Source organism: Amycolatopsis sp. VS8301801F10 (assembly GCF_046195355.1).
In the GTDB taxonomy this organism is placed as follows: domain Bacteria; phylum Actinomycetota; class Actinomycetes; order Mycobacteriales; family Pseudonocardiaceae; genus Amycolatopsis.
Genome location: NZ_CP176065.1, coordinates 1,986,603 through 2,001,877 on the forward strand (window position 1 = coordinate 1,986,603; position 15,275 = coordinate 2,001,877).

General features: G+C 70.2%; 13 protein-coding genes, 1 tRNA gene and 1 pseudogene. 10 read left to right on the plus strand and 5 right to left on the minus strand.

Annotated elements, in window-relative coordinates:
• The first annotated feature begins 834 nt into the window (after positions 1 to 834).
• The 3 genes from F9C11_RS09610 to F9C11_RS09620 all read left to right on the plus strand — a co-directional run bounded on the left by F9C11_RS09610 (position 835) and on the right by F9C11_RS09620 (position 4,878).
• Positions 835 to 1,416, plus strand: coding sequence for a hypothetical protein (locus tag F9C11_RS09610; RefSeq protein ID WP_409184521.1), 582 nt, complete (start codon positions 835 to 837; stop codon positions 1,414 to 1,416).
• Positions 1,417 to 1,564: 148 nt separating this feature from the next.
• On the plus strand, positions 1,565 to 3,682 hold the full coding sequence (locus F9C11_RS09615) for a bifunctional MFS transporter/dTMP kinase (protein WP_409184522.1): 2,118 nt from the start codon (positions 1,565 to 1,567) through the stop codon (positions 3,680 to 3,682).
• A complete protein-coding gene (locus F9C11_RS09620) occupies positions 3,679 to 4,878 on the plus strand; it encodes a DNA polymerase III subunit delta' (protein WP_409184523.1) in 1,200 nt (399 codons plus the stop codon). The genes F9C11_RS09615 and F9C11_RS09620 overlap by 4 nt, the downstream gene beginning before the upstream one ends.
• Positions 4,879 to 4,942: 64 nt before the next feature.
• Here the strand turns inward: F9C11_RS09620 and F9C11_RS09625 are convergent, their stop codons facing one another.
• Positions 4,943 to 6,628: a hypothetical protein gene (locus F9C11_RS09625; protein WP_409184524.1), complete on the minus strand. Its 1,686-nt coding sequence runs from the start codon at positions 6,626 to 6,628 to the stop codon at positions 4,943 to 4,945.
• 127 nt (positions 6,629 to 6,755) lie between these two features.
• Here F9C11_RS09625 and F9C11_RS09630 point away from each other — a divergent pair.
• Positions 6,756 to 6,832, plus strand: a tRNA-Thr gene (locus tag F9C11_RS09630).
• A gap of 71 nt (positions 6,833 to 6,903) precedes the next feature.
• On the opposite strand, the gene F9C11_RS09635 is transcribed toward F9C11_RS09630, so the two are convergent.
• Positions 6,904 to 7,767: a hypothetical protein gene (locus tag F9C11_RS09635; protein WP_409184525.1), complete on the minus strand. Its 864-nt coding sequence runs from the start codon at positions 7,765 to 7,767 to the stop codon at positions 6,904 to 6,906.
• A 165-nt stretch (positions 7,768 to 7,932) separates the two neighbouring features.
• Between F9C11_RS09635 and F9C11_RS09640 the strand changes: the two are divergent.
• A pseudogene (locus tag F9C11_RS09640) lies at positions 7,933 to 8,067 on the plus strand (transcriptional regulator); the annotation flags it as partial.
• Positions 8,068 to 8,154: 87 nt separating this feature from the next.
• Positions 8,155 to 8,610: a hypothetical protein gene (locus tag F9C11_RS09645; RefSeq protein ID WP_409184526.1), complete on the plus strand. Its 456-nt coding sequence runs from the start codon at positions 8,155 to 8,157 to the stop codon at positions 8,608 to 8,610.
• A gap of 48 nt (positions 8,611 to 8,658) precedes the next feature.
• Here the strand turns inward: F9C11_RS09645 and F9C11_RS09650 are convergent, their stop codons facing one another.
• Positions 8,659 to 9,117, minus strand: coding sequence for a GreA/GreB family elongation factor (locus tag F9C11_RS09650; RefSeq protein WP_409184527.1), 459 nt, complete (start codon positions 9,115 to 9,117; stop codon positions 8,659 to 8,661).
• Between the two features lie 122 nt (positions 9,118 to 9,239).
• On the opposite strand from F9C11_RS09650, the gene F9C11_RS09655 reads away from it, so the two are divergent.
• From F9C11_RS09655 to glyA, 3 genes are all read left to right on the plus strand, one after another.
• The gene (locus F9C11_RS09655; protein WP_037369190.1) at positions 9,240 to 9,827 is read left to right on the plus strand and encodes a TetR/AcrR family transcriptional regulator; all 588 of its coding nucleotides are present in this window, start codon (positions 9,240 to 9,242) and stop codon (positions 9,825 to 9,827) included.
• Between the two features lie 20 nt (positions 9,828 to 9,847).
• Positions 9,848 to 10,366, plus strand: coding sequence for a gamma carbonic anhydrase family protein (locus tag F9C11_RS09660; RefSeq protein WP_409184528.1), 519 nt, complete (start codon positions 9,848 to 9,850; stop codon positions 10,364 to 10,366).
• A gap of 158 nt (positions 10,367 to 10,524) precedes the next feature.
• Positions 10,525 to 11,793, plus strand: coding sequence for a serine hydroxymethyltransferase (gene glyA / locus F9C11_RS09665; RefSeq protein WP_409184529.1), 1,269 nt, complete (start codon positions 10,525 to 10,527; stop codon positions 11,791 to 11,793).
• Between the two features lie 40 nt (positions 11,794 to 11,833).
• On the opposite strand, the gene F9C11_RS09670 is transcribed toward glyA, so the two are convergent.
• Both F9C11_RS09670 and F9C11_RS09675 read right to left on the minus strand, forming a co-directional pair.
• Positions 11,834 to 12,970, minus strand: a complete 1,137-nt coding sequence (locus F9C11_RS09670; protein WP_409184530.1) for an RNA polymerase sigma factor — start codon at positions 12,968 to 12,970, stop codon at positions 11,834 to 11,836.
• The gene (locus F9C11_RS09675) at positions 12,967 to 13,374 is read right to left on the minus strand and encodes a YciI family protein (RefSeq protein WP_409184531.1); all 408 of its coding nucleotides are present in this window, start codon (positions 13,372 to 13,374) and stop codon (positions 12,967 to 12,969) included. The genes F9C11_RS09670 and F9C11_RS09675 overlap by 4 nt, the downstream gene beginning before the upstream one ends.
• 205 nt (positions 13,375 to 13,579) lie before the next feature.
• Between F9C11_RS09675 and F9C11_RS09680 the strand changes: the two genes are divergently transcribed.
• Positions 13,580 to 15,229, plus strand: coding sequence for an MDR family MFS transporter (locus F9C11_RS09680; protein ID WP_409184532.1), 1,650 nt, complete (start codon positions 13,580 to 13,582; stop codon positions 15,227 to 15,229).
• Positions 15,230 to 15,275 lie beyond the last annotated feature (46 nt).

Below are 15,275 nucleotides of genomic sequence, written 5' to 3' on the forward strand. Positions count from 1 at the left end.
AGCGAGCGGTAGTTCGGCCGGGCCCGGGTTGTTCGGCTGGGCCCTGGGTTGTCCGGCCAGGCTCCGGGCTGTCCGGCAGGGCCCTGGGTTGTCCGGCGAGGGCCCGGGTTGTCGGCCGAGTCCCGGGTTGTCCGGCCGGGCCGCGCTGGTCTGGGCTCGGCCGGTTCAGGCTGGGCGGGCGCCTGCGGGGGCTCGAGTGGCTTGGCTCAGCCGCGCGCGGTGCCCCTCGGGGTTGGGACCGGTGAGGTCGTCCGCGCAGACCGGGTCAGCCAGCCAGCCCGGCCGACCTGCGGTCCGGCTGACTTGTTCGCCGAGCCTGCTCGGTCGGTTCGGCGGCCTTGCCAACCCGTCGGACTGCCCCGCGCCTGGGATAGGTGACTTGTCGGCTCGGCCGCGCCCGGCGGCCAGCCAGCCTGGTCGCGGCTTCAATCCGGGCGCTCGCTGAGGCCGGGCCGACGCGTCCGCCTTGTCGCGCTCAAGCCAGCGTCGCCGGCTCGAGCCCTGCCGGGCGGAGTCCCGCCACCCAAGCCAGCCGCACCAGCCATCCAAGCCAGCCCCTCCAATCCACCCAATCCAGCCCCTCCAAGCAACCGCTTCAGCCCCGCCAAACCAGCCCGCCCTACCCCTAAAATCCCACCCCCCTCCACCCCGCCCCCGGCCACCGCTCCCCGCCAAAACCCCCACCTCCGGCCATCCGTCAGCGGTCACTGGGCCGGGTGGCGTGCCTTCCCCCGGGCGCGGGCAGTAGTGGTTCTGCGGCCATTGGGCGGATGCGGGAGCCGGTACTCTCGCCGACACTGGACTCGGCGGACATTCCGTAGTGAGGTGGTCACCATGAGCACGAGCGACGGGACTCCGTTTTTTCCCGCCTCCGGGCCGGACCGGGACGGGACGTTGGCCGGTGACGTCGGGGGTGAGCGGTTCTCCGATCCGCTCGCCGGGTTCGAGATCTCGACGAGCCGCGCGCCTCGGCCGTTGCCGACCGCCAAGCCGGTTCAGCATGATCCCGAAGAGGTCAAGCGGATGGTCGAGGCCGCGCTGAAAGAGGAAGCCAAGAAGAAAGAAGTCGTCAAGACGCCGAATCCGATCCCGCCGTCCGATCGGCCGGATCTGGTTCCGCTCGGGCTGCTGCCCCGGCAGCGGACCTGGCCGACCAAGGCTCCTCAGCTGCTGAAGAAGGTGCCCCTGCCGCGGCCGAAGCGGGTTACCGAGATCGCCGACGACGACATCGAGGAAGAGCTCGCCGGGCGGCAGAGCCGGCGCGGGCTGCCGTCGCTCAGCATGCCCAGTTTCGGGCGGCCCTCCAGCAGCACGGCGGGCGTGGTGCTCGCCGTGGTGTTGCTCATCGTGTTCGGAATCGTCGCGATCGAACTGATCGCCAGCCTGGTGAGCAGTGTGAAGGGGCTGTTCGGCTGACCCCGGCTGACCTCGCATATCACGGGGCGTGCCCTCCTCCCGTCCGCGGCGGGACTACCCTGGCGGCTACACGGTCGGGGGATCCGCAGGGGTCGCCTGACTCCGCCGTGACAAGTGGGGTGGGCGTATCAGCGAGGGCGTACGGTCGGTGCCGGGCACCGGCCCGGGCGGATCGGGCGGGACGTCCACGATCCACCGGGCCCGCCGGGTGCTGGCGATCAAACCGTTCCGTCGGCTGTGGGGCGTCACGTATCTGTGCAGTGTCGCCGACTGGCTGAACCTGCTGAACCTGACCAGCCTGAGCACCAAGCTCCTCGACAACTACTCGGCGCAGAACTACGCGTTCGTCGGCGTCGTCGTCACCGCGCTGCTGCCCGGCCTGCTCTTCGCGCCGCTCGGCGGCCTGCTCGCCGACCGGTTCGACCGGCGCAAGATCATGGTCGTCTGCGACCTGCTGCGCTGCGGGTTCCTGCTCTCGATCGCCGTCGTCGGGGCCCCGTGGTGGCTGTTCGTGGCGAACTTCCTGGTCGGCAGCTGCTCGATCATGTGGATCCCGTCCAAGGACGCGGCGGTGCCGAACCTGCTGCGCCGCCCCGAGCAGGTCGAGACCGCCAACCAGCTCGGCATGGTGATGACCTACGGCCTCGCCGTCATCACCGCCGCCGGGGCCAACGCGCTGATCCTCGGCGCGAACTCCACGTTCCACCTGTTCCAGGGCCCCGGCGTCGACCTCTACATCGCCAAGGTCGTCGTCGTCATCACCGGCCTGCTGTACCTGACCAGCGGCATCATCGTCGCCACCCGCATCCCCGAGCTGTCCCTGCGCGACGTCCACGCGCTGCCGCAGCAGAAGGTCAAGCGAGCCGACGAGGAGAAGTTCGGTTTCGGCGCGATGATGCGCGACGGGCTCAAGTTCGTCCGCAGCACGCCGATCGTCCGCGGCCTGCTGATCGGAGCCTTCGGCGCGTTCGCGGCGGGTGGCGCGGTCATCGGCGCGGCCAAGCCGTACTCGTCGTCGCTGCTCGGTGGCGACGCCGCGTTCAACCTGCTGATGCTGGCCGTCTTCATCGGGCTGGCCACCGGCATGGCGCTGGCCCCGAAGCTCGCGCACCGGCTCCCGCACGACCGGCTGTTCGGCATCTCGATCGTCCTCGCCGGGCTCGCGCTCGGCGTCGTCGCGTTGTCGCCGCACCTGTCGATCTCGGTGGCCGCGGTCGCCTTCGTCGGCGTCTGCGCCGGCACCGCGTTCCTCACCGGCGTCACGATCATCGGCTCCCGCGTCGAGGACGCGATCCGCGGCCGCATCAACGCGATCTACCAGGCGATGCTCAAGATCGTGCTGTTCGGCGCGACCGTGGTCACGCCGGTGCTGATCGGCCTGGTCCGGCAGCGCAACGTCAACCTGTTCGGCAACCCGATCATCGTCGACGGCACCCGTCCGGTCATCCTCGGCGGCGGGCTGCTCGCGGTCCTGCTCGGGATCATCGCCTACCGGCAGATGGACGAGCGGCGCACCGAGAAGATCTTCAGCGACCTGCGCAACGCGCTGCGCCGCAACCCGCGCCGCGTCAACGGCTTCCTGATCGCCATCGAGGGCACTACCGCCGTCAACACCGCCGAGCAGGCCGCCCGCCTCGCGCGCTGGCTCGGCACCGGCACCCGGCCGGTCGTGCTCACCGCCGACCCGGCGCTCGGCGAACAGCGTTTCCGCACGCTGGTCTCGGACGCCGCGCTCACCGGGGTGCGGGCGCAGGCGCTCGTCGCCGCGGCCGTGCGCGCCGAACTGGTGGAACGCGAGATCCAGCCCGCGCTCGACGCCGGGTCCGTGGTCGTCATGGAGCGCTTTGTCGACTCCCCGCTCGCGTCGCTGTCCGCGGCGGGCGAGCTGGACCGCGGCGAGCTGGAAGGCCTGGTCGACTGGGCCACCGGGCGGCTCCGCCCGGACCTCACCGTGCTTCTCGACTCCGAGCACCCGGACGACCCGCAGCCGTCGCTGAAGGACCAGCTGTGGGTGCAGAAACTGCTCACCGAAATGGCCGCCGCCGACCCGGACCGGTACGTGGTGGTCGACGCCGAGGGTTCCGACAGCGACGTCGCCGGACGCGTCCGCAGCGCCGTCCAGTCGGTCTTCGTCGGCCCGCTCGCGGGTCTCGCGCCCGCGGAACCGGCGGACAAAGAGCCTGAAGAAACCGCTGCGGCCGATCTCTCCGAGGCCGCGGCGGCCGAAGCGGAATTGCCCGTAGTGTCCAAAGTGGAGGATCGGTGACGACTCCGATCGGCGTCTGGACTGAACTCGTCGGCCAGGAACCCGCGGTGGAAACACTGTCCACCGCGGCGGCCGCGGCAGCCAAGATCGTTGCCGGAGAACCTGTCGCGCCAGCGGCGATGACGCACGCCTGGCTCCTGACCGGACCGCCGGGCTCCGGCCGTTCGGTCGCAGCGCGCACGTTCGCCGCGGCCCTGCAGTGCAGCACCGGAACCGGTTGCGGCGCGTGCCCCGGCTGCCGTACGACGATGGCCGGAACCCACGCCGACGTGCGGCTGGTCGTCCCGGAAGGACTGTCCATTTCGGTCGCCGAAATGCGCGCGCTCGTGCAAGCGGCGGCGCGCCGGCCGACGACCGGCGAGTGGCAGGTCGTGATCATCGAGGACGCCGACCGGCTCACCGAGGGCGCGTCGAACGCCCTGCTCAAGGCCGTGGAAGAGCCGCCCGCCCGCACCGTGTTCCTGCTGTGCGCGCCGTCGGACCATCCGGAGGACGTCTCGGTCACCATCCGTTCGCGGTGCCGGCTGGTCCCGCTCCGCACCCCGCCCGCCGAGGCGATCGCGCAGGTGCTGATCTCCCGGGACGGCGTCGACCCCGAGCGCGCCAACTGGGCCGCGTCGGTGTGCAACGGCCACGTCGGCCGCGCGCGCCGGCTCGCCACCGACGAGGCGGCCCGGCAGCGCCGCGCCACCGTGCTGCGGATTCCGCTCGGACTGCGGCGTCCGGACGACGTTTTCACCAGCGCCGACCAGCTGATCAGCGCGGCGGAAGCGGACGCGGGCGAGGAAAGCAAGGGCCGCGACGAGCAGGAACGCTCCGAACTGCGCACCGCGATGGGCGGCGACGGCACCGGCAAGGGCGTCGCCGGAGCGAAACGCGCCGCTGAGGCCGCGGTCAAGCAGCTGGAGAAACGCCAGAAATCCCGCGCCACGCGAACCCAGCGCGACACCCTCGACCTCGCCTTGGTCGACCTGGCGGGCTTCTACCGCGACGTCCTGGTCACGAGCACGCGTTCCGGCGCGACGCTGACGCACCCCGACCACGCCGAGCAGATCAACTCGGCCGCGGCCTCCTGGTCGCCGGAGTCGACGCTGCGCCGCCTGGAAGCGGTACTGGAGTGCCGCGAGGCGATCGGACTGAACGTGAAGCCGCGGATCGCCGTGGAAGCCATGGTCACCACGCTTCGCCAAGGCTGACCCCAGCTCAGCGAAAAACGGCCCCCTCGCCAGTCAGCGAGGGGGCCGTTTCCGTTGTCTGACGTCAGTCGCGCGGATGCGGCGACGGCTTGAACGGCGTGTCCGGACCGCCGGCCGGCCGCTTCAGCGCCAGCGCGGGACGCCGCCGGTTCGGGAACGCCGCCACCATCACGACACCGAGCAGCAGCATCGCCGTGCCCGTCCAGAACAGCGGCACCGTGTCGTACGCGCCGTTCGTGTAGGCCAGGTGCTTCACCGGACCGGCCGGTGCGGCACCGCCCTGCGGCGGGGCGGGCGGAGTCGTCGTCGAACCGCACACGACGCCGCCGGTGGGGGCGTACGCGCGGGCGATCTGCTCGCCAAGCGACAGCTGCGCCAGCGACGAGGGCAGGTTGTCGCTGGCCTGCTTCGGCAGCAGGTCCTTCAGGTTTTTCGTCGGCAGCACCTGCAGGTCGAGCAGCCGCGCCGCCGCGCCGATCTGGTAGCCCTTGAACGGCGTGGTCGCCTCGGACTGCTTCTGGTCGAGATTCGCGATGCTCAGCCGCAGCACGCCGAGGTCGAGCACCTTCCCGGTGGTGTCGCCGAGCTGCTGCAGGCCCTTCGTCGCGGTGGCGACCAGGCCGCCGACGACCGGCACGTTGTCCAGTGCGCCGAACTGGTCGCTCAGCTGCGAGAGCGGCAGGCCGATCGGGATGTCCTTGGTCGGGTGCGCCGCGTCGAGCGTGTACAGCGTCTTGCCGCCGGCCGCGATGGTGATCACCGGAGCCTGGTACTCCACCTTGGACGTCTTCGCGTCGCCGGTGGAGGTGACGGTGAGCGTCGGCTGGCTGGCCACCTTGAGGTTCAGCTCGAGCGGGGTGCCCTTGAGGATGTTGATGTCCGCCGCCTGCAGCGTGGACCTCGACTGCACCGCCTTGTTCGGCGACCCGGGGATGTCGACGAGCTTGACCTGCGAGCGCGACGACAGCGTGTTCGGCAGGCTCAGCAGCGAACCGGTGCCCGCGGCGGGCGTCTGTCCGCTGCCGGACAGCAGGCCGCCGAGGCTCTGCAGCCCGGTCTTCGGATCGAAGCCCTTCGCGAGCTGGTCCGGCGACACGTTCAGCCCGCCGTTACCGAGAATCGGGACCTGCGGGAGCGTCGGGATGACGTTCAGCAGCGAAAGGCTCGCGACGGACGTGCTGGCGTCGGCGATCGGGTCCACGCACGGGCCGAGCGATTCGCTCCAGCGGGCGTGCGCGGTGCCGTTGAGCAGCCCGACGTTCAGCAGCGGGTTGGACGGCGCGTTCAGGCCCCCGCTGATCTCCTTCGGGTTGTCCGGCAGCGCGGTCTGCACGAGGCTGCCCGGCGTCTGCGGAGCCTGGCCCCCGACGGCCAGCCCGAACGGCGACGACTGCGCGATCGCCTTCTCGTACGCCAGGTAGGCCTCCGAGTTCGCCGACGCGCTGGACAGGCCCATGCCCGCTTCGAGCGCGGACTGCTTCGGCAGCGTCTGGCCGAAACCGGGAAGGATCGTGCTCGTGGTGACCGAGTTGGGCAGCAGCCGCAGGACGCCGAGCGCGGTGCCCGCGTCGCCCACCGCGTGCCCGAGCGGCTGCGGCCCGACGGGCGCCGACGCGGGCGGCTGCGAGGGGTTGTTGGGCTGCGGGATTGGCGTCGTCGGAATCTCCTGCGCACCGGCCGGCGCGGCCAGGAGCAGCAGCAATGCGGCAGTCGCGGGTACCGCCAGCGCACGGGGCAGTCTTCGCTGCATGTGCCGGGTCCTCCAGTGGATCGCCGGGTCGGGGAGTGAGACCGAAGTCATAGGAGCCTAACGACGCGGCCCCCGCAAGGTGACGCACCACGCCTCCGCTACACTGATGACCGTCGCACAGCGGCGTGCCGCCTTAGCTCAGTCGGCCAGAGCGATTCACTCGTAATGAATAGGTCGGGGGTTCGATTCCCCCAGGCGGCTCCACAGATCAGGCCCCGTCCGGACACCTCCGGACGGGGCCTGCTTCGTGGGGTGGGACTTCCCAGATTCACCCGTTAGGGGCGTTCGGCGAGCAGCTCCAGTCCGCCAGTCCCGAGCCGCAGGACGGACGGGACCAGCTCCGTGGTCTCGTACGGCGAATTCAGCACCTGCTCCCGGACGGTATCCGCCAGTCCGGAGCCTTCCCGGGCGACGTACATCTCGTCCGGGCAGGGCAGGCCGACGATCAGATCTCCCGTTCCGAGGTGCGGGGTCAGCTGGGCGTGCAGATCGGGCAGCGCGAGCGCGGACGCCGCCAGCTGGTTTTCCCGGGCGAGCGAGACCAGGACGTCCGCGCCGGAGCGGCGCACCTCGAACTTCAGCCCGCGCGCCAGGGCTCCGAATCCGACGTCGAGCAGCTTCTCGAGCGGCGCGCCCAGCTGCTCCTGCTCATGCCGGGTGATGTGCTGCATCCCGATCTTGCCCTCGGGCGTTCGCGACACCACCGCGAGCGCGACCGACAGCCTGCCGGGTACGAGCGGGTGGTGCGGCAAAGCATCGAGCAGCCCGGCGCGCGGCGAGGACGCGCTCCAGAGGATCGGCAGTATCTCCTCGGCGCTTTTCCGCTGTTCGGCCTCGGCCATCGCGGCGCGGGCTTCGGCGAAGGCTCGGTCCCACTCACCGGGAGCGGGCCGGGCGAAGCTGTAGGTGCACTCGGCCTTCCGGAAATTCTTGGCCATGAATTTCCGGTCGGCCGCGGAAGGCTGCCATCCGCTGTACACGGCCAGAACCGCGGACCCGCGCACCTTGTGCTGCTGCCGGACGCTCTCCCACGCCCGCTCGACCGCGTCCTCGGCCTGGGTCGGCGCGCTGGCCAGCACGGGTTCGGGGAGGCCTTTGATCCGGAAGACGACGAGGTTCTGGGAAACGTCATCATTCATCGGGATTCCCTCGGGGGAAATGATCTTCGCATCCCGCCTGCTTAGCACAACCACGGCCGGGCGGACCCGCGATCAGCGGATCTTGTTTGGCCGAATGTCCTTTCGGAGCCTCGGATTTCGGGATCGGCTTGACCGGTGCCGGTGGTCAGGAGGGCATGCATGCTCGGTCCGGCGACGGCGACGGATCTCGCGGCCCGGCTTCCGATCACCCGGCAGGCGATCGCCACACACCTCGGCCTGCTGTCCGAGGCCGGGCTGGGAGCATCTCGACGGCGAAGAATGACCCCTCGATTTCACTCATGTGAGGGACGGAGTCGGCCGACTGGCCAACCGCAAAGAGCCGGAAGAACGAGGGCGGGACACGCCGGTCTCAGTTGACTGGAAGCCATGAACAGCGTGCGGAACAAGGTGAACACGGCAGTACTGGCGGTGACCGGGATCGCGGCTCTGGCCACGGTCGCGTCGTGCGGGCTCGGCGCCTCGGTCGAGGAGAAGTCGAACGGCCACGTGAAGGCGGTTTCCTACGACACCGGCAAGCAGGGCAAGGCCAACTCGGACGCCCGGCTCCCGTCGTGGGTGCCGGACGACGCGAAGTCGGTCACCGAGCTGATCCGCACCACCGGTTCGGAGCGGATCCTGCGCTATCAGCCAGGTCCGTCGGAGCTGCCCGCGCTGTGCAAGCCGGGAAAGGCCGAGGCGAAAGCGCCGACGCTCACCGCGGACTGGTGGCCGGCGGGCGAGCACAAGCGGATGGACAAGGACTGCGGCGGCTGGCACGTCGCGGTCGAGACGGACGGCGTGTACGCGTACCAAGCCGAAACGGTGGCCAACGCGGACAAATAACAGTGGCCGCCCCGGAAAACCGGGGCGGCCACTGTCTGTCCTCTGTGGTCAGTTGGTGGGCGGCGTCAGCTTCAGCACCGTCGCGGTGGCTTGCCCGCGCGGGGTGCGGTAGCTGATTTCCTCGCCGGTCTTCGCGTTCGCCAGCGCGAGGCCGAGCGGGCTGTCCGAAGTGATCGCGTCGGCGTCCTCGCCGGGAAGGGTCACCACGGTGAACTCTTCCTCGTCACCGTCGGAAAAACGCAGCGAAACCCGCGTGCCGTCGGGAAGCAGCGAGCTGTCGTACGCGCCGTGCTCGAGCTTCGCGGTGACTTCGGCGATCTGCCGGTCCAGTCGCGCCGCTGCCTCGGCGCGGTCGATCACATCCGCCTGGTCGGCGGCGTCCCCCGTGCGTTCCTGCTCGCCCGGCTGCGGAGACAGCGCCTCCCGCTGCGCGCGCAGGTCCGCGATTTCCTTCTCCAGCTGACGGCGCGCCGCCTCGCTGAGCCCCTTGTCCCCTGAGATCACCATGCCGGGCATTGTCCGCCGCGCGGACCGGGGTGGCCAATCCGGTTTTTCACCCGCCGGAAGCCGTTGGGACTGCTGGCCTAGGATTCAGGGCCGCCGTCCTGACAAACGTAACGAGGATCACCGTGAGCGCCGTGCCCGGTCGCAGCACCCAGCTGTCGCCCAACCAGTTGCAGAAGCAGGAACTGATCGTCGAAGCGGCTCGCAAGGTCCTCGCCCGCGAAGGGCTCGCCGGGTGCACGGTACGCGCGATCGCCGAGGCCGGGCCGCTCACCAAAAGTGCGATCCATTACTACTTCGCCGACATCGACGTGCTCATCGACCGGGCGATGGCCGCGCACATCAACACCTTCGTGGCGGAACTGCGCAAGGTCGCGGACAAGCACTCCGACCCGCGCAAACGGCTTTTCGCGGTGACCGAGGCCTATCTCGCCGAGTTCGCCGACCATCCGCGCGGCGCGTTCCTCTGGTTCGAGTACTGGATCGCGGCCGGGCGCGCGCAGCATCCGCAGGCGATCGACGCCATGCTCACCTCGATCACCGAACTGCTCGTCGAACTCCTCGCCCCGCTCGACGTCGACGATCCGCGCGCCCGCGCCCGCTCGCTGCTGAGCTACCTGCTCGGCGCGGTGGTGCAGCAACGGGTCCGGCCGCGGTCGTCCGCGAGTCTCCGCGGCGACATCGAGGCGCTCTGCTTCGCCGGATACCGCTGACGCCGCATAGGCTCGCGCACATGCCTTTGTTCTCCTTGGACGGCGTCAGCCCGCAGGTTCACCCGGACGCCTGGATCGCCCCCACCGCCACCCTGATCGGCAACGTGACCGTCGAGAAAGACGCTTCGGTCTGGTACGGCGCGGTGATCCGCGCGGACTTCGGCCCGATCGTCATCCGCGAGGGCGCGAACATCCAGGACAACTCGGTCATTCACTCCGGACCCGAGATGACCGAGATCGGCCGCAACGTCACCGTGGGGCACCAGTGCCTCGTGCACGACTGCACGGTCGGCGAACAGGCGTTGATCGGCAACGGTTCCACGGTGCTCGACCGCGCGGTGATCGGACCGCGCGCGTTCGTCGCGGCGGGGTCGACGGTCACGCCGGGCACCGAGGTCCCGGCGGAGATGATCGCGATGGGCAGCCCGGCGAAGAAGTTCGTGGAACTCACCGATTCCGCGCGCGTGTGGGTCGAGCACAACGCGGCGGTCTACCAGGAACTCGCGCGACGGCACCGGGGCGGCCTCGAGCAGGTCTGAGCCCGTTCCCGCGCACCGGACGCGGGCTGGCGCGGTGCACTAAACTGCGTCCCGCAGCAGCGACTGGCGCCATTCAAGAGGTGGAGCACCACCGGGGAGCGACGACGAGGCCGGCACCGCGCGCCTGGGTGCGAGCCATTGCAGAGCCGGAGTACGCCATGACACACCAGCCCGCCCTGTCCGCCCTGTCCGCGGCGGATCCGCAGATCGCCGGTCTGGTCGAGGACGAGGCGAAACGCCAGCACGACAAGATCCGCCTGATCGCGTCCGAGAACTATGTTTCGCAGGCGGTGCTCGAAGCCACCGGCAGCGTGCTCACCAACAAGTATTCCGAGGGCTACGCCGGCAAGCGCTACTACGAGGGCCAGCAGTTCATCGACCAGGTCGAGCAGGTGGCGATCGAGCGGGCGAAGGCCGTCTTCGGCGTCGACCACGCGAACGTCCAGCCGTATTCGGGTTCCCCGGCCAACCTCGCGGTGTACCTGGCGTTCGCCCAGCCGGGCGACACCGTGCTCGGCATGGCGCTGCCCGACGGCGGCCACCTCACGCACGGCTGGAGCGTGTCCGCGACCGGCAAGTGGTTCACGCCGGTCCGCTACGGCGTCCGGAAGGAAACCGGCCGCGTCGACCTCGACCAGGTCCGCGACCTCGCCCGCCAGCACCGGCCGAAGCTGATCTTCGCCGGCGGCACGGCCATCCCGCGCACGATCGACTTCCCGGCGTTCGCGGAGATCGCCCGCGAGGTCGGCGCCGTGCTGGTGGCCGACATCGCGCACATCGCCGGCCTGATCGCGGGCGGCGCGCACCCGTCGCCGGTCGGCCACGCGCAGGTCATCACCACGACCACGCACAAGACGCTGCGCGGCCCGCGCGGCGCGATGATCCTGTCCGACGCCGAGCACGCCAAGGCGGTCGACAAGGCGGTGTTCCCCGGCCTGCAGGGCGGTCCGCACAACCACACGACGGCCGCCATCGCGGTCGCGCTGGGGGAGGCGCAGCAGCCGTCGTTCTCCGAGTACGCGCACACGATCGTCGCGAACGCCAAGGCGCTGGCCGAAGCGCTGATCGAGCGCGGGTACGACCTCGTCTCCGGCGGCACGGACAACCACCTGCTGCTGATCGACCTGACCAACAAGGCGGTGCCCGGCAAGCCCGCCGCGCAGGCGCTGGACCGCGCGGGCATCGAGCTGAACTACAACACCGTGCCGTTCGACCCGCGCAAGCCGTTCGACCCGTCCGGCATCCGGCTGGGCACCTCGGCGATCACCACGCGCGGGCTCAAGCCCGAGCACCAGGTGCAGGTCGCCGAGTGGATCGACCGGACGGTGACCGCCGCGGCGGCACAGCAGGACGGCGAGCTGGACTCGATCGCGGCGGAGATCCGCGAGTTCCTCCAGCCGTTCCCGATCCCGGGCTACCGCGAGTGACGTCGTGAGTGGCGATCACGGTTAGAACCGTGATCGCCACTCACGAGTTGTTGAGCCGGGCCGCTTGGCTGATCAGGTGATTGCGCTCGGCCACGTTGGGTGCCTTCTCCGCCGCCTCGCGGTACAGCCGCGCGGCCGTCGCCAGGTCTCCGTCGCGTTCATGCAGGTAGGCCGCCACCGCACTATGCCGAGGCAGCTTGTCGTCCAGCTCGGCCAGCGCCTTCAATCCCGCGCGAGGCCCGTCCGCCTCGCCGACCGCGACCGCCCGGTTCAGCCGGACGATCGGGCTGTCGGTCAGCGCCAGCAACTCGTCGTACCACTCGACGATCTGCACCCAGTCGGTTTCCTCCGCGGTGAGAGCGTCGGCGTGCAGCGCGGCGATCGCGGCTTGAGCCTGGTACTCGCCGAGCTGGTCCCGAGCCAGCGCAGCCTGCAGGATGTCGACGCCCTCGGCGATCAGCCGGGTGTCCCAGGCACTCCGGTCCTGTTCGGCGAGCGGCACGAGGCTGCCGTCCGGCTTCGTCCGCGCGGCGCGGCGGGCGTGGTGCAGCAGCATCAACGCGAGCAGACCGGCCACCTCCGGATGGTCGAAGCCCGCCGCAAGCTGCCGGGTCAGCCGGATGGCCTCGGCGGCGAGGTCGAGTTCGCCGGAGTAGCCCTCGTTGAACACCAGATACAGCACACGCAGCACGGTCGCGACGTCGCCGGGCGCGTCGAACCGCACGGTGGACACGGTTTTCTTCGCCCGGCTGATCCGTTGCGCCATCGTCGCTTCCGGCACCAGATACGCCTGCGCGATCTGCTTCGTGGTCAGCCCGCCGACCGCGCGCAGCGTGAGCGCGACGGCCGACGACGGCGTCAACGACGGGTGCGCGCACAGGAAGTAGAGCTGGAGCGAATCGTCCACCGCGGCCGCCGGACCGGGCGGCGGCTCGGCGTCCACCGCCACTTCCCGGCCCCGGCGCGCGGATTCCGATCGCGTGGCGTCGAGGAACCGGCGCCACGCGGCGGAGATGAGCCACGCCTTCGGATCGCGCGGCGGATCGTCCCGCCACGCGTCCAGCGCGCGGATCAGCGCTTCCTGCACGGCATCCTCGGCCGACGCGAAGTCCGCTCCGCGCCGGACGAGGATGCCGATCACCGCGGGCACGAGTTCCCGCAGCAACTCCTCGTTCATTCGGTCACCGAGGGGTTCACGCCGTAGCAGGGGCGCAGTTCGAGCCATTCGTGGATCGGCTTTCCGCCCGCGCCGGGGGCCGCGGACAGCTCCCCGGCCAGTTCGAGCGCGCGCTCGTAGCTGTCGACGTCGATGAGCATCCAGCCCGCGATGACGTCCTTCGTCTCGGCGAACGGACCGTCGGTGACCGGCGGGCGGCCCTCGCCGTCGAAGCGGACCCACGTCCCTTCCGGGGACAGCGCCTGCTCGCTGACGAACTCGCCGGTCTCCACGAGCCGGTCCGCGAAGTCGCGCATGTACTGGATGTGGGCGGTGACCTCCTCGGGCGTCCACTGGTCCATGGGGACGTCGTTCACCGAAGCCGGCGCGCCGCGGTAGTGCTTGAGCAGCAGGTACTTGGCCATGGTGGTTCTCCTCCGTGCTGGTGGCGACTCGGCGTCGGCCACGTTCGCGCCAGGGACGGAGCCGGTCGCGCGTTCTCGACATCGTCGGGCGAGAGATTAGCGTCACAGGATATTTGGTTGATGAATGCAAGTTTTTCGGGAACAGTTGTGGCGAGCAAGTAGTTGAGGGATACAAGCAAGTAGCTCGGCACTGAGGGAGACCACCATGAGCGACACCGCCACTGCGGAAGGGGGCGCCACCACGAACGGACGGCTTTCACACCGGCAGATCCTCACGGTTCTGTCCGGGCTGATGCTCGGCATGTTCCTGGCGGCCCTCGACCAGACCATCGTGTCCTCGGCGATGAAGACCATCGCCGACGAACTGCACGGACAGAGCCTGCAGGCCTGGGCCACCACCGCCTACCTGATCACCGCGACGCTTTCCACGCCGCTGTACGGCAAGCTGTCCGACCTCTTCGGCCGCAAGCCGATGTACCTGACCGCGATCTCGCTCTTCCTCGCCGGTTCGCTGGCGAGCGCGATGGCCGGATCGATGTACGAACTGGCCGCGTTCCGCGCGTTCCAGGGCCTCGGCGCCGGCGGGCTGATGTCGCTCGCGCTGGCGATCATCACCGACATCACCTCGCCGCGGGAACGCAGCCGCTACCAGGGCTACTTCATGGCCGTGTTCGGCGTCTCGAGCGTCGCCGGCCCGGTCGTCGGCGGGTTCTTCGCCGGACTCGACTCGTTCGCCGGCCTGACCGGCTGGCGCTGGGTGTTCATGGTGAACGTCCCGATCGCGCTCGCCGCGCTGGTCGTCGTGAGCAAGGTGCTGAACCTCCCGCACACCCGGGTGGACCAGAAGGTCGACTTCCTCGGAGCCGGCGCGCTGACGTTGGGTCTCGTGCCGCTGCTGCTCGTCGCCGAGCAGGGCCGCGAATGGGGCTGGGGTTCGCCCGCGTCGCTGGCGATGTACCTGGTCGGCGCGCTCGGCGTGGCCCTGTTCGTCCTGCAGGAACGCCGGATGGGCGACGCCGCGCTGCTGCCGCTGCGGCTGTTCCGCAGCGGGGTGTTCCGGGTGTCGACGCTGGTCACCGTGATCCAGGGCATCGGGATGTTCGGCGCGATGATGTCGCTGCCGCTGTACCTGCAGATCGTCAAGGGCGCGACGCCGACCCAGGCCGGGCTGCAGATGCTGCCGCTCACCCTCGGGATCATGGTCGCGAGCCTCGGCAGCGGCCGGATCATCACCCGGACCGGCCGGTACAAGGGCTTCGCGGTCGCCGGACTCGGCCTGATGGCCGCGGCGGTGTACGCGTTCTCGATGATCGGCGTGGACACCGCGCTCGGCGTGGTCATGGCCATCGCGTTCGTGCTCGGACTGGGCCTCGGCTCGACCATGCAGACGCTGACCCTGGCCGCCACGAACGACGTCACGCCCCGCGACATCGGGGTCGCGACCTCGTCGGTGACGTTCTTCCGGCAGATCGGCGGCACGGCGGGCACCGCGGTGTTCCTGTCGATCCTGTTCAGCACGGTCGGCGACCGGATCGCGGCGGCGGTGCGCTCGGCGATGGCCTCCCCGGCCTACACCGCGGCGCTGGCGCAGCACCCGGAGTTCGCCCGGCAGCTGGCCGGCGGCGGCCTCGACGTGAACGACACCTCGTTCCTGTCGACGCTCGACCCGGTGCTCGCCCGGCCGATCCTGGAAGGGTTCTCCAGCTCGATGAGCACGGTGTTCCTGATCGGCGGCGCGGTGCTGACCGTCGGGTTCGCGCTGGTCTGGCTGCTGCGGGAGAAGCCGCTGTCGGACAAGTCGGCGATGGAGCAGCGCGCCGAGCAGGAAGCGGGCGAACTGGCCCTCGCGGGCTGATCAGGCAGTAAAAAGGGCCGTCCACCAGGCAGGTGGACGGCCCTTT

Excerpts from the sequence above, each read along its gene's own strand:
- F9C11_RS09610 (WP_409184521.1), top strand. The coding sequence starts at position 835 with ATGAGCACGAGCGACGGGACTCCGTTTTTTCCCGCCTCCGGGCCGGAC.
- F9C11_RS09625 (WP_409184524.1), bottom strand. The coding sequence starts at position 6,628 with ATGCAGCGAAGACTGCCCCGTGCGCTGGCGGTACCCGCGACTGCCGCA.
- F9C11_RS09635 (WP_409184525.1), bottom strand. The coding sequence starts at position 7,767 with ATGAATGATGACGTTTCCCAGAACCTCGTCGTCTTCCGGATCAAAGGC.
- F9C11_RS09645 (WP_409184526.1), top strand. The coding sequence starts at position 8,155 with ATGAACAGCGTGCGGAACAAGGTGAACACGGCAGTACTGGCGGTGACC.
- F9C11_RS09650 (WP_409184527.1), bottom strand. The coding sequence starts at position 9,117 with ATGGTGATCTCAGGGGACAAGGGGCTCAGCGAGGCGGCGCGCCGTCAG.
- F9C11_RS09660 (WP_409184528.1), top strand. The coding sequence starts at position 9,848 with ATGCCTTTGTTCTCCTTGGACGGCGTCAGCCCGCAGGTTCACCCGGAC.
- glyA (WP_409184529.1), top strand. The coding sequence starts at position 10,525 with ATGACACACCAGCCCGCCCTGTCCGCCCTGTCCGCGGCGGATCCGCAG.
- F9C11_RS09670 (WP_409184530.1), bottom strand. The coding sequence starts at position 12,970 with ATGAACGAGGAGTTGCTGCGGGAACTCGTGCCCGCGGTGATCGGCATC.
- F9C11_RS09675 (WP_409184531.1), bottom strand. The coding sequence starts at position 13,374 with ATGGCCAAGTACCTGCTGCTCAAGCACTACCGCGGCGCGCCGGCTTCG.
- F9C11_RS09680 (WP_409184532.1), top strand. The coding sequence starts at position 13,580 with ATGAGCGACACCGCCACTGCGGAAGGGGGCGCCACCACGAACGGACGG.